Origin of the sequence: Acidovorax sp. HDW3, assembly GCF_011303755.1 — a bacterium.
In the GTDB taxonomy this organism is placed as follows: Bacteria; Pseudomonadota; Gammaproteobacteria; order Burkholderiales; family Burkholderiaceae_C; genus Paenacidovorax.
This window is the reverse complement of the sequence record NZ_CP049885.1, coordinates 2,818,833-2,835,585: the sequence shown is the minus strand read 5'-3', so window position 1 is coordinate 2,835,585 and position 16,753 is coordinate 2,818,833. Positions and strand designations below refer to the sequence as shown.

General features: G+C 64.5%; 13 protein-coding genes. 8 read left to right on the top strand and 5 right to left on the bottom strand.

Annotated elements, in window-relative coordinates:
- Nucleotides 1-205: 205 nt before the first annotated feature.
- Entirely contained in the window at nt 206-1,189 is a 984-nt protein-coding gene (locus tag G7045_RS13115) for an IS481 family transposase (RefSeq protein WP_166160034.1), read from the bottom strand.
- 225 nt (nt 1,190-1,414) lie between these two features.
- Between G7045_RS13115 and G7045_RS13110 the strand changes: the two genes are divergently transcribed.
- From G7045_RS13110 to G7045_RS13085, 6 genes are all read left to right on the top strand, one after another.
- A complete protein-coding gene (locus G7045_RS13110) occupies nt 1,415-2,008 on the top strand; it encodes a TetR/AcrR family transcriptional regulator (RefSeq protein WP_166160033.1) in 594 nt (197 codons plus the stop codon).
- 153 nt (nt 2,009-2,161) lie between these two features.
- Nucleotides 2,162-3,286 carry an ABC transporter permease gene (locus tag G7045_RS13105; protein WP_166160032.1) on the top strand — a complete coding sequence of 375 codons (1,125 nt, stop codon included), beginning with the start codon at nt 2,162-2,164 and terminating at the stop codon, nt 3,284-3,286.
- 11 nt (nt 3,287-3,297) lie between these two features.
- Nucleotides 3,298-4,011 carry an ABC transporter ATP-binding protein gene (locus G7045_RS13100; RefSeq protein ID WP_166160031.1) on the top strand — a complete coding sequence of 238 codons (714 nt, stop codon included), beginning with the start codon at nt 3,298-3,300 and terminating at the stop codon, nt 4,009-4,011.
- Between the two features lie 9 nt (nt 4,012-4,020).
- Complete coding sequence (locus G7045_RS13095; RefSeq protein ID WP_370521658.1) at nt 4,021-4,968, top strand: HlyD family secretion protein; 948 nt, start codon at nt 4,021-4,023, stop codon at nt 4,966-4,968.
- A 92-nt stretch (nt 4,969-5,060) separates the two neighbouring features.
- Nucleotides 5,061-6,386 carry an efflux transporter outer membrane subunit gene (locus tag G7045_RS13090; protein WP_240919230.1) on the top strand — a complete coding sequence of 442 codons (1,326 nt, stop codon included), beginning with the start codon at nt 5,061-5,063 and terminating at the stop codon, nt 6,384-6,386.
- Nucleotides 6,387-6,445: 59 nt separating this feature from the next.
- Nucleotides 6,446-8,527: an ATP-dependent helicase gene (locus tag G7045_RS13085; protein ID WP_166160028.1), complete on the top strand. Its 2,082-nt coding sequence runs from the start codon at nt 6,446-6,448 to the stop codon at nt 8,525-8,527.
- Here G7045_RS13085 and G7045_RS13080 read toward each other — a convergent pair.
- From G7045_RS13080 to G7045_RS13065, 4 genes are read right to left on the bottom strand one after another with little or no spacing between them, the layout of a single operon-like run.
- Entirely contained in the window at nt 8,524-8,919 is a 396-nt protein-coding gene (locus tag G7045_RS13080; protein ID WP_166160027.1) for a type II toxin-antitoxin system death-on-curing family toxin, read from the bottom strand. The genes G7045_RS13085 and G7045_RS13080 overlap by 4 nt on opposite strands.
- 8 nt (nt 8,920-8,927) lie before the next feature.
- Nucleotides 8,928-9,152 carry an AbrB/MazE/SpoVT family DNA-binding domain-containing protein gene (locus G7045_RS13075; RefSeq protein ID WP_166160026.1) on the bottom strand — a complete coding sequence of 75 codons (225 nt, stop codon included), beginning with the start codon at nt 9,150-9,152 and terminating at the stop codon, nt 8,928-8,930.
- 53 nt (nt 9,153-9,205) lie between these two features.
- Nucleotides 9,206-11,440, bottom strand: a complete 2,235-nt coding sequence (locus G7045_RS13070; protein WP_166160025.1) for a protein-disulfide reductase DsbD — start codon at nt 11,438-11,440, stop codon at nt 9,206-9,208.
- Nucleotides 11,441-11,482: 42 nt separating this feature from the next.
- A complete protein-coding gene (locus G7045_RS13065; protein WP_166160024.1) occupies nt 11,483-12,448 on the bottom strand; it encodes a hypothetical protein in 966 nt (321 codons plus the stop codon).
- Between the two features lie 134 nt (nt 12,449-12,582).
- On the opposite strand from G7045_RS13065, the gene G7045_RS13060 reads away from it, so the two are divergent.
- Together G7045_RS13060 and G7045_RS13055 are read left to right on the top strand one after the other, a co-directional pair.
- Nucleotides 12,583-13,434: a creatininase family protein gene (locus tag G7045_RS13060; RefSeq protein WP_166160023.1), complete on the top strand. Its 852-nt coding sequence runs from the start codon at nt 12,583-12,585 to the stop codon at nt 13,432-13,434.
- A gap of 583 nt (nt 13,435-14,017) precedes the next feature.
- Entirely contained in the window at nt 14,018-16,735 is a 2,718-nt protein-coding gene (locus G7045_RS13055; RefSeq protein WP_240919229.1) for an ImpA family metalloprotease, read from the top strand.
- Nucleotides 16,736-16,753: the final 18 nt, after the last annotated feature.

Sequence of the window (16,753 nt, the reverse complement as noted above, 5' to 3'; positions counted from 1 at the left end):
CCTGACCCCAGCATCCCCAGACGTATCTGTGAAAAAGGTGGCCCTTCCTCGGGCCGCAGAATCAACCATGGCCATCGTTCCCAATAGCCAATTCGTGCCCGAGGCTACCCACCAATCGTTGATCTGTGACATAAGGGCGTCAGAAGCGCGTTGAGGATGCACGATCGGGATTTCGGCATTTTTGAGGCTGGGCCATTACGCGCTGCTACGTGTCAAGTCCCGCCTGTTTATAAACACGCTTCTTGAACAATTCCGGCTTTTTTGCATACCAATCCTTCAACGCCTGAACGGGTGAAACGTGCTTGAGTGCACGCTGTGGAATATGGTGGTTGTAGGTCTGGAGGTAGTTCATCAACGTTGCCTCCAGCTGCGCTGCCGATGCAAAGCGCGTTTGCCTGACGATTTCGCTGATACGCCCGTTGAAGCGCTCCACCATGCCGTTGGTCTGTGGGTGACGCGGCGGACACAGCCGGTGCTCAATGCCCAACGCCTTGCAGCGCACATCGAACTTGTGCCGCCCGCTGGGTTCGCGTTTTTTGTTCGTGAACCGATCCGTGAACTGACTGCCGTTGTCGGTGAGTAGTTTGACGATCTTCATGGGTGCTGCACGCTCCAGACGCTCCAGGAAGTCCACGCTGGAGTCCTCGCTCTGGTCGGCATAGATGTGCATGAACACCCAGCGCGTTGCCCGGTCTATGGCCACGAACAGATAGCGCCGCTGGCGCTCGTCGGGCATCTGCGGCAGGTATTTGATGTCCACATGCACAAAGCCTGGTTCATAGTCCTTGAAGGTCTTGACGGGCTTGTCAGCAGTGCCTGCGTCGGCCTGGGCCTGGGCCTGAAGTTCACGCAAACTGGAGACACCGTGGCGGCGCAAGCAACGATCCAGACCTGCACGGGAGACCTGCGGGTTCACAAACTCTCGCACCACCGCCAGCAGGTCATCCAGGGGCAGAAACAGCAGGCGGCGCAGCTCCACAGCGATGGCCTCTTGCACGGGCGAGAGCGTTGTATGCAGCGTGTGCGGACGGTGCGAGAGATCATCCGGGCTGTCTCGGTGCTTCCATTTGCGTGCCGTCGCACGGGTGATGTTGTAGAGCTCGGCCAGTTGTGCAATGGATGCTGGAGAATCTTTGATCTCGGCTCTCGTACGCGGTGTGGTTCGTGCTTGCGCGTGTACTTGGCTCATGTCGATTGCTCCTGTTTGAAGGATTCCACCACGTTGCGCATTACCTCTCTTGCTTGGAAGAATGCCCAACTCCTGTGGGGTATATGATCACACGAGATGTGACAGCTACGCAGGCGCTTGCCGCCATCGTGCTGGGGGGGCGGTGTTTGAAGGCTCTGCTTTGTGCCTTGACAAAAAAAAGATGTGTGAAATAATGCGACGAATTGCTCCGTTTATTTTTGATTTATGCCTCGCACTCGTAACGAATCGCTGCACCAAGAACGCCGTCAGGACATCTTGCAGGCGGCAGCGCGCGTATTTAAGGCGAAGGGCTTTCATTTGGCGCGCACGGAAGATATTTGTACCGAAGCGGGCATGAGTGCAGGTACTTTGTTCCGCCATTTCCCGGACAAGCGCGCGATGATCATGGCGATCGCCGAGATTGAGTTTGAGCATTACAAAAGAGAGTTGGAGCAACTGGCAACCCGTGACGGTATCCGCTGGCTGGCGCGGATCACTCCGCAGGAATTGCGTGAGGTACTGCAGCCTCAAGGTTTCGAGTTAGGGACTGATAGCTGGCTAGAGTTAGCTCGCGACTCCGAGGGACGCCAGCGGTGGGTGGCATTTGACCGGCGTTTGCGCGAGTCGCTGGCGCAGGAGTTGCTGCGCGGGCAAAAAAATGGCTGGGTTCGGCCAGCGCTTAACTGCGTGGGTGCTGCGAACATGATTCTGGCGCTGTTTTCTGGCTTGTTGTTTGATGCAGAAATGGGCATCGACATCGATTTTCAGGCCAACGCCAGCGCGTTGGCAGACCTGGTTTCTTGTTTCATCTTTCCCTGAAATCATGAACGCGTTCTGAATGCATACCATGGCGTTAAACAAACAATTTATTTTTGGACGAACTACTCCGTCAATTATTTTTGGAATCTTTGCGTGCCTTCAATTGGATGGGGTGCGAGAGTTTGTTGGCACTTTTGTTCATGCGAGGTGAGGATGGTTTCCGTTGCTCGCTCCAGCCTGCTCTTTGAATGGCGTCGTTATGCGACGGCAGTCATGGCCATCACGTTTGCCGGACTGCTGGTGGTGGTTCAACTGGCGCTTCTACTTGGCCTGTTTCGCACGGTGTCGGCGGTGGTGGATCAATCCAGTGCTGATCTTTGGCTGGGCTTTCGTAACACCCAAAGTGTCGATTTAGGGCGTCCCATTCAACTTGGCAGTGATGCCCAGGCGTGGCGTCACCCTGGCGTGACTCGGGTTGAGCGGTTCGCCAGCGCCTTTGGCGATTTGCGGCGCCCGGACGGTGTGGCCGTGCTGGTGACGGTCAGCGGTATTGATGTGGCCGACGACGCCCTGGCGTTTGCTCGTTTGCTGACACTGGCGCAGCGCGCTTTGCTGCGTGAACCCGATGCCATTCTGATTGACGCCGCCGACATGCGGAAATTGGGCGCCCAGGTGGGCACTGAAGTGGAAATCAATGGCCACCATGCCCGGATTGCAGGTGTTGTGCACGGCATCCGTTCCGTGGGTGGGGTGAACGTCATCGCCTCGCTGTCGACCATGCAACGCCTGGCTCCGGAGACGGCTGGGCAGGTAACGTTTTATTTGGTGGGGCTTCAGTCAGGCTTTGAGCCTGGGACGGTGGCGGCTGAAATTGCTGATACCGCTGCCATTCCACGCTACAGCGTCTGGTCTGCAGCTGCGTTGTCCACTCAATCGCAGGTGTACTGGCTGTTGGAATCGGGGTCGGGTATTGGCGCTGGGTTTGCTTCTTTGCTGGCATTGATGGTCGGCGTGGTCATTACCAGTCAGACGCTCTCTGGTGCCATTTTGGCGTCGATCAAGGAATTTGCCGCTTTGCGTGCTCTGGGGGTACCGCAGTCGGCCTTGCGCGCCATTGTGGTGGAGCAGGCTTTGTGGGTCGGCGCTGCAGGCCTGTTGATCACCGGTGTGCTCACTGCTGCGATTGCGCTTTTAGGTCGTTATGGCCAGATTGCGCTGGCCTTTCCTTGGTGGATGGTCGCGGGCACGGGGGTAGTCATGATGTTGATTGCCGTGCTGTCCGGATGGCTGTCGTTACGCCCTTTGTTGGCTGCTGAGCCTGCGTCTTTGTTGCGATAAGGAGCCCCTTTATGGCGTTTGCCCCTACCCTGTCGAGTCAGGGCATTTCGAAAGCGTTCACCGTAGGCAAAGTGCGTGCTGAGGTGATCAAAAACAGTGCGGTTCATATTTTTCCGCATGAGCTGACCCTGGTGGTCGGTCCTTCTGGGTCTGGCAAAAGCACCATGTTGTCAATGCTGGCGGGCCTGCTGCGCCCAGATACCGGCCAAGTGCAGGCATTGGGGGTTGATTTGTGGGCACTCAATGAGCGCGAGCTCGATCGTTTTCGGCTACAGCACTGTGGTTTTGTGTTCCAGGGGTTCAATCTTTTTGTTGCTCTGACAGCTTTGGAAAATGTCATTTTGCCGCTGCAGTACCTGGGGCTGCGGGGGGCAGAGGCTGAGACCCGGGCCCGGAAGGTACTGGCTGAAGTGGGCTTGCAGACGCGCAGCCATTTGCGCCCGGCGGAGCTCTCCGGTGGGGAAAAACAACGGGTGGCCATTGCCCGGGCGCTGGCCAAGGAGCCAGCGCTGGTGTTTGCCGACGAGCCCACTTCTGCACTTGACAAGGTCAACGGCCAGATCGTCATTGACCTGCTCAAACAGATCGCTCATACGCATGGCGCCACGGTGCTGGGTGTGACGCACGATCCCAGGCTGCTGTCACATGCCGACCGTGTCCTTCATTTGGAGGATGGTTGCATCGTGCGCGATGAGCGTCAAAACCCCCTTTTTCTTTGTAACTAACAACCGATCATGCAAACACGCGTTGATGTAAACGGCCAGTTTTGGCGGCGCACGCTGCGCTATGGTGTAGTTTTTGGATGTTTCGCTGCCTTGGGATTGGTACTGGCATGCAGTGACACTGTGCCGGCGCACACGGCTGTAATCCCACCGTCCCAGCCAATGCCGCTTTTCAGTGCGACGGCTCGGGGACGGGTGGATATTGAAGGTGGTGTGATCCGCCTGGCTGCACGCCGTGATGGCGTCATTGCCAAGGTATTGGTGGAGGAGGGCGAGCATGTACTCGCGGGCCAGGTACTGGCAACGCTGGATGATGAGCTTGCGCAGCGCAACTTGGTTTTGATGCAGCGTGAGATCGACCAAGCCAGTAAAGAGCAGGCGAAGGCACATGTCGAATGGACGGCGGCAGAGCGCGAAGTTCGTCGCCTCGAACCCCTGGCCGCCACTGGAACGGTGCCTCAGCAGGAGCTCGATCGCGCCCGTGATGCCTTGGCGTTGGCGTTGGTGGCACGCCAATCGGCCCAGGCCCACACGGCCACGGCCCGTGCACGTGCCGCTGTTGCAGAACGCGAATTGCATGAGCGTGCCGTAGTGGCGCCGCTCTCCGGGCAGATCATTCAGCGCCAGGCACGCCCAGGCAATGGCGTGAGCACGCTCAACGTTACGCCCCTGTTCCTCTTTGCCCCCGATGGCCCACGCATTGTGCGTGCGGAACTGGAGGAGCAGTACTTGGATGCAGTGCGCCCCATGCAGGCCGTACAAGTGGTGTTGCAAGCCCAACCGCACCGTATGTGGCGTGCTCATGTATTGCGTATTGGCCGCGTGGTGGGGGCGCGCACGCCCAGCGACGATCCCCTGGAGCGGCAAGACAACCGGGTCGTGGAGGTCGTCATTGCGCTCGAACAGGCCGATGAGCTGCTCATTGGGCAGCGGGTCATTGCGCGCTTCCAGGCGTTGTGAGGTGTCAGATGCGGATGCAGCATGGGCTTGCGCTCCTTTCAGTGTTGATTCTTGGTGCATGTACAACGCCGGCAGACATCCCCCCGGCCCGTATGCACGCGCCCTCGGTGTGGTCTGCCGCCGTACCGGTGGTGGTGGATGCCGATCCCACACCTGCGTGGTGGATGGTCTTGGGGGATGACACGCTCAACGTCTGGATTGAGCAGGCCATGCGCGATAGTGCCGATCTGCAGGTCTTGCTGGCCCGTCTGGAGCAAGCCCAGGCCTGGGCCGACGCCAAGGCGGCGGCGCGAGCGCCATCCTTTTGGGTACAGGCGAGCGTGGCGCACGAACGCACTCCGCAGATGGGCTTGCACCATCCGGATGGTTCCCGTACCGATACGCCCCCAGCGTGGCAGCGGCGTCTGGGGGGGGCACTTGAAGGTCGCTATGAAATCGATTTGTTGGGGCGTTTGTCACGAGCACAACGAGCGGCAGAGCATCAAACGCTTGCCAGTGCCGAGGACTTGCGTGCCCTGCGGTGTTGGCTGACATCGGAGATTGTGCAGACCTATGTCGAGCTGCGTCGGCTGGAAGCCGACATCGTAGCCCAGTATGTTGCCGTGGGCTTGTTGCAAACGCTCGTCGAGATTGAGCAACGTCGCTTGGCGGGGGGGATTGGTACTCGGGAATCGTTGCGCCAAGCGCAGCGCGCACAAGATGCCGGCCAGGACAGGCGGGCCGAGCTGTCTCAGCACCACCATGCGGCGTTCGCGCAGCTGGCTCTGTTGCTGGGGCGGGCGCCGGGCGCGCTGCTCGTTCCTGAGAACTCCCAGTGGTGGGAGCGCCTGGCGGATTTCACGGGGGCGTTGCCGCCTGACATGCCGGCCACCGTCATGGGGCGGCGGGCTGATGTCGCTGCCGCCTGGCAGCGCGTGTTGGCGGCGTCCCAGAGTGCGCAGCAGGTGGCACGGGAGCGCTACCCAACGCTGATACTGACGGGCAATGCCGGGTACGCTAGCCCTGGCCTGGATCAGTGGCTGGGGGCGAATGCTCTGGCGTGGGCGACACAGGTCGCCTTGAGCATGCCGTTGTTCGATGGCGGCCAGCGCCGGGCACAAGCGCAGGTCGCGCAGGCTGGGGCCGACGAAGCCTATGCACAGTACCGTCAAACGGTGCTGCGAGCGTTGGTGGAGGCGGATGTTGGCTTGCACGCCATCGCATCCGCCCAGGGGCGGGTAGTGCTGGCGCGCAAAGAGCTGCAGCGCCATCAGGCCAGTGCTAGCGCCATCGACCAGGCGTGGCAGTCGGGCACAGTGGCGGGTACGGCAGTGTTGGAAGTGCAAGGGATGCAGTTGCAGGCCGCCGCATTGCTCCGGCAACGCCAGTACGAGTGGCTGGCGGCCTGGACGCAGGCCCAGCGGGCGTTCGGGCGCTGAGAATATGTGCTGAGCCCGGCTGTGTCATTGGCTATGATTTAACGCTTTTGCGCCCGCCCATGTCCGCTGGTCTGAACCTTGCCCAACTCCAAGCCGTGCACTACACCGAGGGCCCTTGCCTGGTGCTCGCGGGCGCGGGCTCGGGCAAGACGCGGGTCATCACGCACAAGATTGCGCACCTGATCGACAAGGGCCTGGCGCCCCGGCGCATTGCCGCCATTACCTTCACCAACAAGGCTGCCGCCGAGATGCGCGAGCGCGCCGCGCACCTGATCGGGCGCAAGGCCAAGGAGGTGCTGGTGTGCACCTTCCACGCCCTGGGCGTGCGCATGGTGCGCGAGGACGGCCATGTGCTGGGTTTGAAGCCCTCGTTCAGCATCCTGGACGCGGGCGACGTGACCAACATCCTCAAGGACTGCGCCGGCGGCACGACCGACCTGGCGACCGCGCGCCAGTGGCAGTTCCAGATCAGCGCCTGGAAGAACCAGGGCTGGAGCGCACGCAAGGCCCTGGCCATGGCGCAGGACGACCATGCGCGCAGCATCGCCTTGCTCATGCAGCGCTACGAGGAGCGCCTGACGGCCTACCAGAGCGTGGATTTTGACGACCTCATCGGCCTGCCCATGCAGCTTTTGAAAGGCCACCCCGAGGTGCGCGAGAAGTGGCAGCGCGTGCTCGGCCACGTGCTGGTCGATGAGTACCAGGACACCAACGCCACGCAGTACGCGCTGCTCAAATTCTTGGTCGGCGATGCCGCCCGCTTGACCGCCGTGGGCGACGACGACCAAAGCATCTACGGCTGGCGCGGTGCGACGCTGGACAACCTGAAAAAACTGCCGATCGACTTTCCGCAGCTCAAGGTCATCAAGCTCGAACAAAACTACCGCTCGACGTCTGCCATCTTGCGCGCGGCGAACAACGTCATCGGCCCCAACCCCAAGCTGTTTCCCAAAACCCTGTTCAGCGAACTGGGCGAGGGCGAGCCCGTGCGCGTGCAGGACTGCGACAACGAGGAGCACGAGGCCGAGCGCGCCGTGATGCGCATCCAAAGCCTGCGCGCCAGTGCCAACCCGCCGCCGGCGTGGAAGGACTTCGCCATCCTCTACCGCGCCAACCACCAGGCCAAGCCGTTCGAGAAGGCGCTGCGCAAGGCCAGCATTCCGTACAAAGTCTCGGGTGGCACGAGTTTTTTTGACCGCGCCGAAATCCGCGATCTGTGCGCCTGGTTTCGCCTGTGGGGCAACAACGACGACGACCCGGCCTTTTTGCGCGCCATCACCACGCCCAAGCGCGGCATCGGCCACACCACGCTGGCCAAGCTGGGCGAGTTTGCCAGCCAGCACAAGGAGAGCATGTTTGGCGCCCTGTTCAGCGCCATGCTGCCGGCGGTGGTGGGCAAGAAGGCGCTCGATGGTCTGCTCGAATTTGGCCGCCAGATCAATGACCTGCAATACCGCGCCCGCCAGAGCCTGGGGCACGAGGCGGCGCGCCAGTTCCTGACCGACTGGCTGCACGACATCGGCTACGAGCAATTCCTGTACGACAGCGAGGACAGCGAGGGCGTGGCCGCCGCCCGCTGGGGCAACGTGCTCGAATTTTGCGACTGGATGGCGCAGCGCGCCGGGGGGCAGATTCAGGACGCTGCCGGCACGACGCAGGAGCAGCCCGTCAAGAGCCTGCTCGAAGTGGCGCAGAACATCGCCCTGCTCTCGACCATCTCCGAGCGCGAGCAGGAGCAGGACATGGTCGTGCTCTCCACCCTGCACGCCAGCAAGGGGCTGGAGTGGCCGCACGTGCAGCTCGTGGGCGTGTGCGAGGGGATGCTGCCCTTCAAGCTCGATGACGACGAGGGCCGGCAGGAAAAAGTGACCGAAGACACCGCCGCGCGCCTGCAGGAAGAGCGCCGCCTGATGTACGTCGGCATCACGCGCGCGCAGCGCAGCCTGGTGGTGAGCTGGACGAAAAAACGCAAAAAAGGCCGCGAAGTGGTGGCCGTGCAGCCCAGTCGCTTCATTGCCGAGATGAAGCTCGACGCCGCCACCAGCCGCGAAGACCCGCGCGCCAAGCTGCGTGCGCTGCGCGCGGAGTTTGCGGCGCGCAAGGCGCAGGCCGATGCGGGGGCGGGCGGCGCTGGGGTTTAAGCGGCGCTGCGCCGCTGGCTGTGCGTGCGCAGCCAGGTGGCAAAGTCGTCCTCGCTGAGATCGCCGGCGGCGACGGCGAGCATGGTGAGCACGCAGGCGCTATCGTCGGCGGTCAGCTCGTAGCCGTTGAGTTGCAAAAAGAGTTCGGTTGCCACGAAGCCCGTGCGTTTGTTGCCATCCATGAACGGGTGGTTGCGTGAAATACCCCAGCCATACGCAGCGGCCAGCGCCGCATGGTCGGGCGCGCCGTAGGCGGCCAGGTGCTGCGCGCGCCCGAGGGCGGAGCCGAGCAGGCCCGCGTCGCGGGTGCCCGCCAGGCCGCCGTGTTCGGCCAGTTGCATGTCGTGGATGGCGACGATGACGTCGCGCGCCAGCCAGTGCCAGTGCGCCATGGCGTGGCTCACTTGGCCAGCTCGTGCAAAACGGCGCGGCGCTTTTTCATGATGTCGCGCGCTGCCTGCATTTGTTCGGCAAACACCGGGTCGTCCTTGGTGATGCGCAGGCCATCGGGCATTTCGGTGACGTACAGGCTGTCGCCTTTCTCCAGCTGCAGGCGATGCAGCAGCTCGCGCGGAAAAATGGCGCCGACAGAATTGCCGATCTGGGTCAGTTTGAGCTGGTGCATGGCGGCCTCGGGATGGCTGGGTTGTTATTACGTCTGTAATACTAGCACTGCCTTCAAGGCCGCGCCAGCTGCGCCAGGGCGGCGCGCACCTCGTGGCGCGAGAGCAGTTCGGTCAGCACCAGCGGCGCGCCGCCCGGCGCCTGCAGCGTGTACACCGGCACGCCGCTGCGCCCCAGGCGGGCGAGTTCAGCGGTGATGGCGGGGTCGCGCCGCGTCCAGTCGGCGCGCAGCAGGGCAACGCCGTGGGCGGCAAAGTCGGCCAGCACCTCGGGGTTGGTGAGGGTGGTTTGCTTGTTGACCTGGCAGGTCACGCACCAGGCGGCGGTGTAGTCCACGAATACCGGCTGGCCCTGGGCCAGCAGCTGTTCGGGCAGGCCCGGTTGCCAGGCTTGCCAGCCCGGCGCCGGGGCGCTGGCGCTGGCTTGCGGGGGCTGCAGTTCAATGATTTTTTGGCCGCTCAGGCTTATCCACCAAGCGCTAGTAGCTATCGAAAGCGTAGCAAGCACAAGCCGTGTGCGCCCGTGCAGCGTCAGCGTCCAGGCCAGCAGGGCGACGAGCAGCAGCAGCGCCAGCAGGGCGCTGGCGCCGTCGATGCCGGTTTGCTGGCCCAGCACCCACAACAGCCAGACCACGGTGGCAAACATGGGGAAGGCGAGGAAGCGGCGCAGCGTTTGCATCCAGGCGCCCGGGTGCGGCAGGGCTCGCGCCAGGGCCGGCCACCAGCTCGCCAGCAGGTAGGGCAGGGCCAGGCCCAGGCCCAGGGCGGCAAAAATGCCCAGCGCCTGGGGCGCGGGCAGCTGCGCCGTCAGGCCCAGGGAGGCGCCCATGAAAGGTGCGGTGCAGGGCGAGGCAATGGCGACGGCCAGCACGCCGGTAAAAAACGCGTCGAGCACCGGGTGGCGCAGCTGCAGCCCGGCCAGGGAGCTGGGCAGCATCTGCCCGAATTCGTACAGCCCGGCCAGGTTCAGGCCGATGAGCGTGAACAGCAGCGCCAGCGCTGCGACCACGGCGGGCGACTGCAGCTGAAAGCCCCAGCCCACGGCCTCGCCAGCGGCGCGCAGGGCCAGCATCAGCGCCCCCAGCGCCAGGAACGAGGCCAGCACGCCGGCGGTGTAGGCCAGGCCGCTCATGCGGTGCAGGCGCTGGTCTTGCGCGTGGCGCGCAAAGCCGGCGACCTTGATCGCCAGCACCGGAAACACGCAGGGCATGAGGTTGAGAATCAGCCCGCCCAGCAGCGCCCCGCCCAGCGCCAGTAGCCAGCTGCCCAGGGGGGCGGCGGCGGGGGGGGGTGGGGCCGGAGGGGCCGGTGCAACAGCGGCGTTGGCGCGCAGCGCCGCTTCGAGCGCGGGCGAGAGCGTGGCCGCAGGCGCCAGCGCCGGCCACGGGCCTTGCAGCGGCAGCTGTACGCGCCAGCCCTGCTCGCCCTGCGCCAGCAGCAGCGCCAGCGGTTCTGGGCTGGCGCTGCGCTCGGGGGAGATGGGCAGCTGCGCCGTCCAGACATCGCCCTGCCAGGACTGGGTGATGGCGCCGGCGTTGTGCAGCCAGCCCGCGTCTTCGGGGAACAGTGCCAGTTCCTGGCCGTGCAGCGCGGGCGGCAGGCCCTGCAGGCGCAGCTGCAGCCGCTGGCCGTCGTCGCTCAGGCGGGCCTGGCTGGTGGGGGCCAGCGGCAGGGCCTGGGGCTGCTGGCCCAGGGTGCGCTCAAACAGTGTGGCCTGGCTGGCGGTGCTGCCTTGCAGCGGCAGCTGCAGGCTGAACTGCCCTTCTTCCGGGATGCATTCCTGGCGGCACACCAGCCAGGAGGCGTGCAGCTGCACGTTCAGCGTGTGCGCCAGCGGCCCGGGGGCAAAGGCGGGGGTGACGGTGACGGGCACCGCCAGCAGCACCTGGCCTTCGTAGCCAAAGTTGACCAGTTTGCCCAGTGGCAGCTTGCGCGGCACGGGCCAGGCGATGTCGCCCGCGTCCAGCCCGGCGGGCAGCTGCCACTGCAGCTGCGTTGGCAGGCCGGAATCGCCCGGGTTGTGCCAATAGCTGTGCCAGTGCGGCTGGTGCTGCAGCAGCAGCCCGAACCACAGCGGCTTGCCCGGGGCCACGCCCTCGGGTGCGTGCGCCACGAGTTCGGCCTGGACGTAGGCGGTGCTGACGCGGCTGCTGCCTTGCTGGGCCCCGGTTTTGAGGTTGATTTGGGCTGCAGCGCCCGTGGATAAAGCGCTGGCAGCTATAAAAAAAAGAGCGCTCAGGAGGCGCAGGAAAAGGGTCGGGAAAGGGAGCGAGAAAGGGCGGTGCGGCATGTCGCAGGGTGGGAGCTGCGGTGGCCGGGTTTGGTTCCTGGCCTACTTTTTGCCCCGGCTGGCTTTTTTACGGATGCAGTAATAGTAAGCGTTGCTGCCCTGGGCGTTGGGGTTGGGGCGCAGGCGCGGGCCGTCGGCGCGCTCGCTGGCGTACAACTCTTGGCTGCGCAGGTGGTACAGGCGCTCGGGCTTGACCTCGATGCCCTCGTGGTAGATGCCGGCGGTTTCGCCCATTTCCATGTCGCTGGCGCTGGGCAGCTCGGCACCCTGGCTTTGGCAGTAGCGGCTGGCGCTGTCGAGTGACACCAGCGTGTCCTGGTGGCTGGGCGCGGGCTGCAGCCATTCGCTGCCCGCCAGCGGGTTGCGGTAGGGCGCAAAGCGGGTGCCGTAAAAGTAGTGGAATACGTCCTGCGCCAGCGCCGCGCCCGCCTGCGAGGCCAGGGCGGTGACGGTAAAGCTCTGCGCGCTGCCGTCGTTGGTTTTGACCAGGGTCATCGTCACCTGGATGGCGCTGCCCTCGGTGCGGGCGTAGGTCATGTAGGCCAGCAGCGTCACCTGCCCGGCCTTGGCCTTGAGCTGGGCCAGGGCGTTGGCGTCCAGTACCGCTGGGCGCTGCAGCTCCGCAGGGGTGATGCCGGCAAAGTCAAAACGCAGCTTGGGGCTGCGCAGGCGCGTGGCGCGGGTGAGGCGGTCGAGCTCGCTGATAAAAAGCACGTTCAGGCTGCGCCCGAGTTCGGCCAGGGCGGTGCGCTCGTGGTGCGCCTGCAGCTGATCGACGGCCTGCAGCGCGGCGACGATGGTCGCCGGGTCCTTGCCGCCGTGCAGCTCCTCGAACACCTTGCGGTCGGCGGCGTATTCGGCAAAGTCGGTGGCGCGGATCACCGGGATGTTGGGCCAGACGATGAACTGCTGCTCCTGCGGATCGCGAAAATCCGCCGCCCGCGCGCACAGTGGCAGCGCCAGCAACAGCGCCAGGCAGCGCATAAAACGGAGCAAAACAGCAGGCATGGCAGAACGGGAAAAGCAGGGCAGTGGCGCCGATTGTGCCGCGCCCGCGTTTGCGCCAAGGGGCAAGAAAGCGGCGCAAGAGGCGGCAGTTTGCTGCACCGGAGCGCCCTGGCCGGCGCCGTTACCATTGCCGCATGACCGCAACCGCTTTCACGCACTGGCCCTCGCGCTACTGGGCCGAAGTCTCGGCACGCGACTTTGCCCGCGCCCAGGCCAGCGGCCTGGCCGCACGCACCCTGGCCGTGCTGCCGGTGGCGGCCATCGAGCAGCACGGGCCGCACCTGCCGTTGCAGGTCGATGCGCTGCTGCTGCAAGGCGTGCTCGACGCCGCCCTGGCGCAGCTGCCGCCGGAGTTGCCGTTGCTGCTGCTGCCGCCGCAAAACGTGGGCCTCTCGACCGAGCACCTGGCCTACCCCGGCACCCTCAGCCTGTCGCCGGCGACGCTGCTGGCGCTGTGGGGCGAGCTGGGTGCGGGCGTGGCGCGCGCGGGCATTCGCAAGCTGCTGCTGCTCAACGGCCATGGCGGCAACGTCGCTCCCATGGACATTGCCGCGCGCGAGCTGCGCCAGCAGCATGGCCTGCTGACCTACAGCGCCAGCTGGTTTGGCCTGCCGCTGCCGCCGGCGGTGCAGGCGCTGTTCAGCGCCGAGGAGCACCGCTTCGGCATCCACGGCGGCGCCATTGAGACCTCCATGGCGCTGCACCTGGCGCCAGCGCAGGTTGATATGGCGCAGGCGCAGCACTGGCGCTCGCGCTCGCAAGACCGGGCCGAGCAGTACCCCATTTTGGGCAATGGCCGCAGCGCCAAGATGGGCTGGGCGATGCAGGACTACCACCTGGCCGGCGCCGTGGGCGATGCCAGCGCGGCCACGGCGGAAAAAGGCCGCGCCCTGGTGCAGGCCGCCGGCGCCGCCCTGGCGCAGCTGCTGCAGGAGCTCGACGCCCTGCCGCCCTCCACCCTGGCCCCCGCGCCCGCACGGGCGTAGCGCTTAACACACAAACAGAAAGGTAAAACTGGCGTTGAACCAGGGTTTTCCCTAGAATTTGCGAATTCCTGTCGGAAGGGCTCCGGGCCGAGCCTTTCAGCCGCCGCGCAATACGGATTGGTTACGACGTTTATTTTTAGACACAGATACCGGCTTTTATAGTCTGGAAGGTTCTGTTTCTGCCCCTGTTTCTGGAGAGTTTTACGTGATTCGTCAATGGACTGCAGTCGCTACGGCTGGCTTGCTGCTTACTGCTTGTGGAGGGGGGGAGGACAGATTTGTCTCCCAAGGCCAGCAGCCCCCAGCGGCTGTGCAACCTGATACACCGTCGGTGGATACCGACATTCCGGTCACCCACCCCCCGGTGACGGAAACACCCACGCCGCCGGTCACGCAACCGCCGGTAACAGAGCCGCCGGTAACACAGCCGCCGGTAACACAGCCGCCGGTAACACAGCCACCGGTAACACAGCCACCGGTAACACAGCCGCCTGTGACGCAACCACCGGTCACCCAGCCACCGGTAACACAGCCGCCTGTGACGCAACCACCGGTCACCCAGCCACCGGTAACACAGCCGCCTGTGACGCAGCCACCGGTCACCCAGCCACCGGTCACCCAGCCACCGGTCACCCAGCCACCGGTCACTCCACCGCCCGTAACGCAGCCGCCCGCGCCCAGCGAAGCTGACCTGATCGCTGAAGCCCTGCGCACCGGCAACAGCAGCAAGCTTCCGGCCAGCGCCGCGTCGTACCTGCTGCAATCGGGTGCCTATAGCCTGGCGCAAACGCGCAAGCAGCAGCAAGACCTGATCGCTGCCCTCATTGACGACACCACGGCGGCAGCGCTGAACTTCACCGCCGAGAGCCACAACGTGCGGCCCCTGATTGCTACAGCGGCGAGCCCGCTGCTGGTGGCCAACAGTGGCAACGTGCTCGCCAGCATCAGCAACGTCAGCGGCATTCGCGCCGCTGGCTATGGCAAGGACTTGCTCAACGGCCTGGCCACCGCAGGCAGCCCGAACGAAGCGCAAATGCCGCTGTTTGCGCGCACGTTTACCTGGCTGGTCACGGGCCAGCCCCAGGGCAAGCTGCCCGCCACCATTCGCGTGGCAACGCAAAACTTTGACTACAACACGGTCGCCAAATTCGTTGCCCGCCTGGGCGCCAAGGCCGAAGACGCCAAGTGCAACCTGGCCGACAGCGCCAACACCTGCTGGCAAAACGCCGACCTGCTGATCTACGGCCAAAACACCCCCGCCAGCGCCGGCCAGACCGAGCGCGTGGCCGCCTACCTGGCGGCGGGCAAGCCTGTGCTGTACCAGCATGGAAATTGGGTGGACTCCTCCGGTGGCCGCCAGGTGCTGCAGGCCATGGGGATGCAGCTGGGTGACTACCCGGGCAACTACTTTGCCGGTCCCAATGAAATCCAGATTACAGGCCGCAGCGCAGCGCAGCAGCGCCAGGCAACAGACCATCTGGCTGCAGCCGTCAACGCCGTGGGCCAGTTGGCCAACGGCACCACGGTGGATTTCAGCCAGGACCAATCCCTGGCGAAGGGCCTGGACACGCTGCGCAACAACATCGCCAGCCTGGATTCGCGCGGGCTGCAGATGTTTGCCGACACCTACGCCGAGAAGCCCTATCTGGACGCGCACCGCCGCCTGGTGCTGTGGGCCGACATGTACCGCGAGCAGGTGGACTACAGCCAGGTGCGCCGCTCGAACGCCACGCCCTTCCTCTCGACCCTGGCAGCAGACACCTTTACCACGCCGCTGCGCCCCATGGCACGCACGCCCAAGACCTTTGGCGACTGGATGCCGGCCTCGGCCCCGCAGCTGGTCACCAGCGCTGATTGGGAAACCGTGGACGTGACCATCGCCCAAGGCAGCGGGCGCACCGCCATTGGCCGCGCGGCCGTGCCGGGCAAGGCCGTTGAGGTGGAAATTGCCGACGCTGCCGGCGCCTCTTTGGCGCTGCGCATTGGCCAAATCCGCACCCGGGGCAATCCGCTGGGCCAAGAGAACTACACCCGCCCGCGTTACCCCGACGGCCACTACGCCAAGCTGCCCACAGGCAAGGTGCAGACCTACACCACAGCCTGGGGTGGGCCGCTGTTCCTCGATTACTCGGGCGCCAAGGCAGGCACCGTGGTCAAGCTGCGCATACGCAACAGCGCCAAGTACGCGCACTTTGACTTCACGCGCACCATGCCCCAGACCGAGATCGACGAGGCCGTGCAGGCCTTGAAGCGCGGTGACTTTGGCTGGCAAACGGCCAAGATGGTCGGCGGCGAAGTGCAGCAAACCATTGGTTTTGCCAAGAGCGCCATCGGTAACCGCACGCCCGAGGAGTACGTGCAGGTGCGCCTCAAGGGCATGATTTTTGACAGCAACCACCTGGCCAACGGCTACAACAACATGCCGGCCAGCGCCAACGTCACCAACGTCTGCGCCAGCCTGGGCTGGGACTGCACCAGCAACGTGCACCGCGCGCCGGGCGTGCAGCATTTCGTCGGCTGGCTGGCGGCTTGCGGTTTTCTGTGTTCGGGCAACCCGTCGGACGGCTTTGCCTCCATCAACCCCGGCTGGGGCTGGTGGCACGAGCTGGGGCACAACACCGTGCCGCGCCACATGACGCTGACCTTCCCGGGCGGCGGCTGCGGAGTGGAGTGCAACAACAACATCCTGGCCAACGCCAGCGCGCTGCGCCAGTACGCCATGACCAACGGGGCTGAGAACAACAACGGCGGCTCGATTGAGCACAAGCGCCTGTACCAGGACATGGCTGCTGCACGCGCCACCGGCAAGACGGGCGAAGACCTGCGCCTGGACATGTTCAACCGCTTCTGGGTGGGCAGCAACCAGAACCACCAGGCGATGCGCGCCGTGCACTTTCAGCTGGCGTTTATCTACACCCGTGAACGCCTGAGCCAGATGCAGCCGCAGCCTGCCGATGTGATCGACTTCCTGGGCCTGCTCGGCCGGGGCAACCGCCTGGTGGACAACACCTGGAGCGAGGCCAACAAAGTCTCCCTGGGCATGGGGCGCTTTACGAGCAAGACCATCAGCAACCATGAGCTGCTGTACGTGCTGTCCAGCCGCATCATTGGCCGCGACATGCGCGAGCTGTTCACGCTCTACGGCATCCCGCTGGGTGCCGATGCCCTGGGCTCGATTGCCGACCTGAAGCTGCCCGTGCAGGCGCCGGAGTTCTACGCCATGGTGCCCGGCCAGGGCAACAAGCTCGAACTGGGCAAGTGGATGGACATCGCGGCCAGCAGCCCGGCCTACCCACTCTGAGCGGGTTCAGCCTCTTCG

Bases quoted from the DNA above. Each gene is read 5' to 3' on its own strand.
- G7045_RS13075 (WP_166160026.1), bottom strand. From the start codon at position 9,152: ATGCACCAGCTCAAACTGACCCAGATCGGCAATTCTGTCGGCGCCATT.
- G7045_RS13095 (WP_370521658.1), top strand. From the start codon at position 4,021: ATGCAAACACGCGTTGATGTAAACGGCCAGTTTTGGCGGCGCACGCTG.
- G7045_RS13085 (WP_166160028.1), top strand. From the start codon at position 6,446: ATGTCCGCTGGTCTGAACCTTGCCCAACTCCAAGCCGTGCACTACACC.
- G7045_RS13070 (WP_166160025.1), bottom strand. From the start codon at position 11,440: ATGCCGCACCGCCCTTTCTCGCTCCCTTTCCCGACCCTTTTCCTGCGC.
- G7045_RS13110 (WP_166160033.1), top strand. From the start codon at position 1,415: ATGCCTCGCACTCGTAACGAATCGCTGCACCAAGAACGCCGTCAGGAC.
- G7045_RS13090 (WP_240919230.1), top strand. From the start codon at position 5,061: ATGCACGCGCCCTCGGTGTGGTCTGCCGCCGTACCGGTGGTGGTGGAT.
- G7045_RS13100 (WP_166160031.1), top strand. From the start codon at position 3,298: ATGGCGTTTGCCCCTACCCTGTCGAGTCAGGGCATTTCGAAAGCGTTC.
- G7045_RS13060 (WP_166160023.1), top strand. From the start codon at position 12,583: ATGACCGCAACCGCTTTCACGCACTGGCCCTCGCGCTACTGGGCCGAA.
- G7045_RS13115 (WP_166160034.1), bottom strand. From the start codon at position 1,189: ATGAGCCAAGTACACGCGCAAGCACGAACCACACCGCGTACGAGAGCC.
- G7045_RS13065 (WP_166160024.1), bottom strand. From the start codon at position 12,448: ATGCCTGCTGTTTTGCTCCGTTTTATGCGCTGCCTGGCGCTGTTGCTG.
- G7045_RS13105 (WP_166160032.1), top strand. From the start codon at position 2,162: ATGGTTTCCGTTGCTCGCTCCAGCCTGCTCTTTGAATGGCGTCGTTAT.
- G7045_RS13080 (WP_166160027.1), bottom strand. From the start codon at position 8,919: ATGGCGCACTGGCACTGGCTGGCGCGCGACGTCATCGTCGCCATCCAC.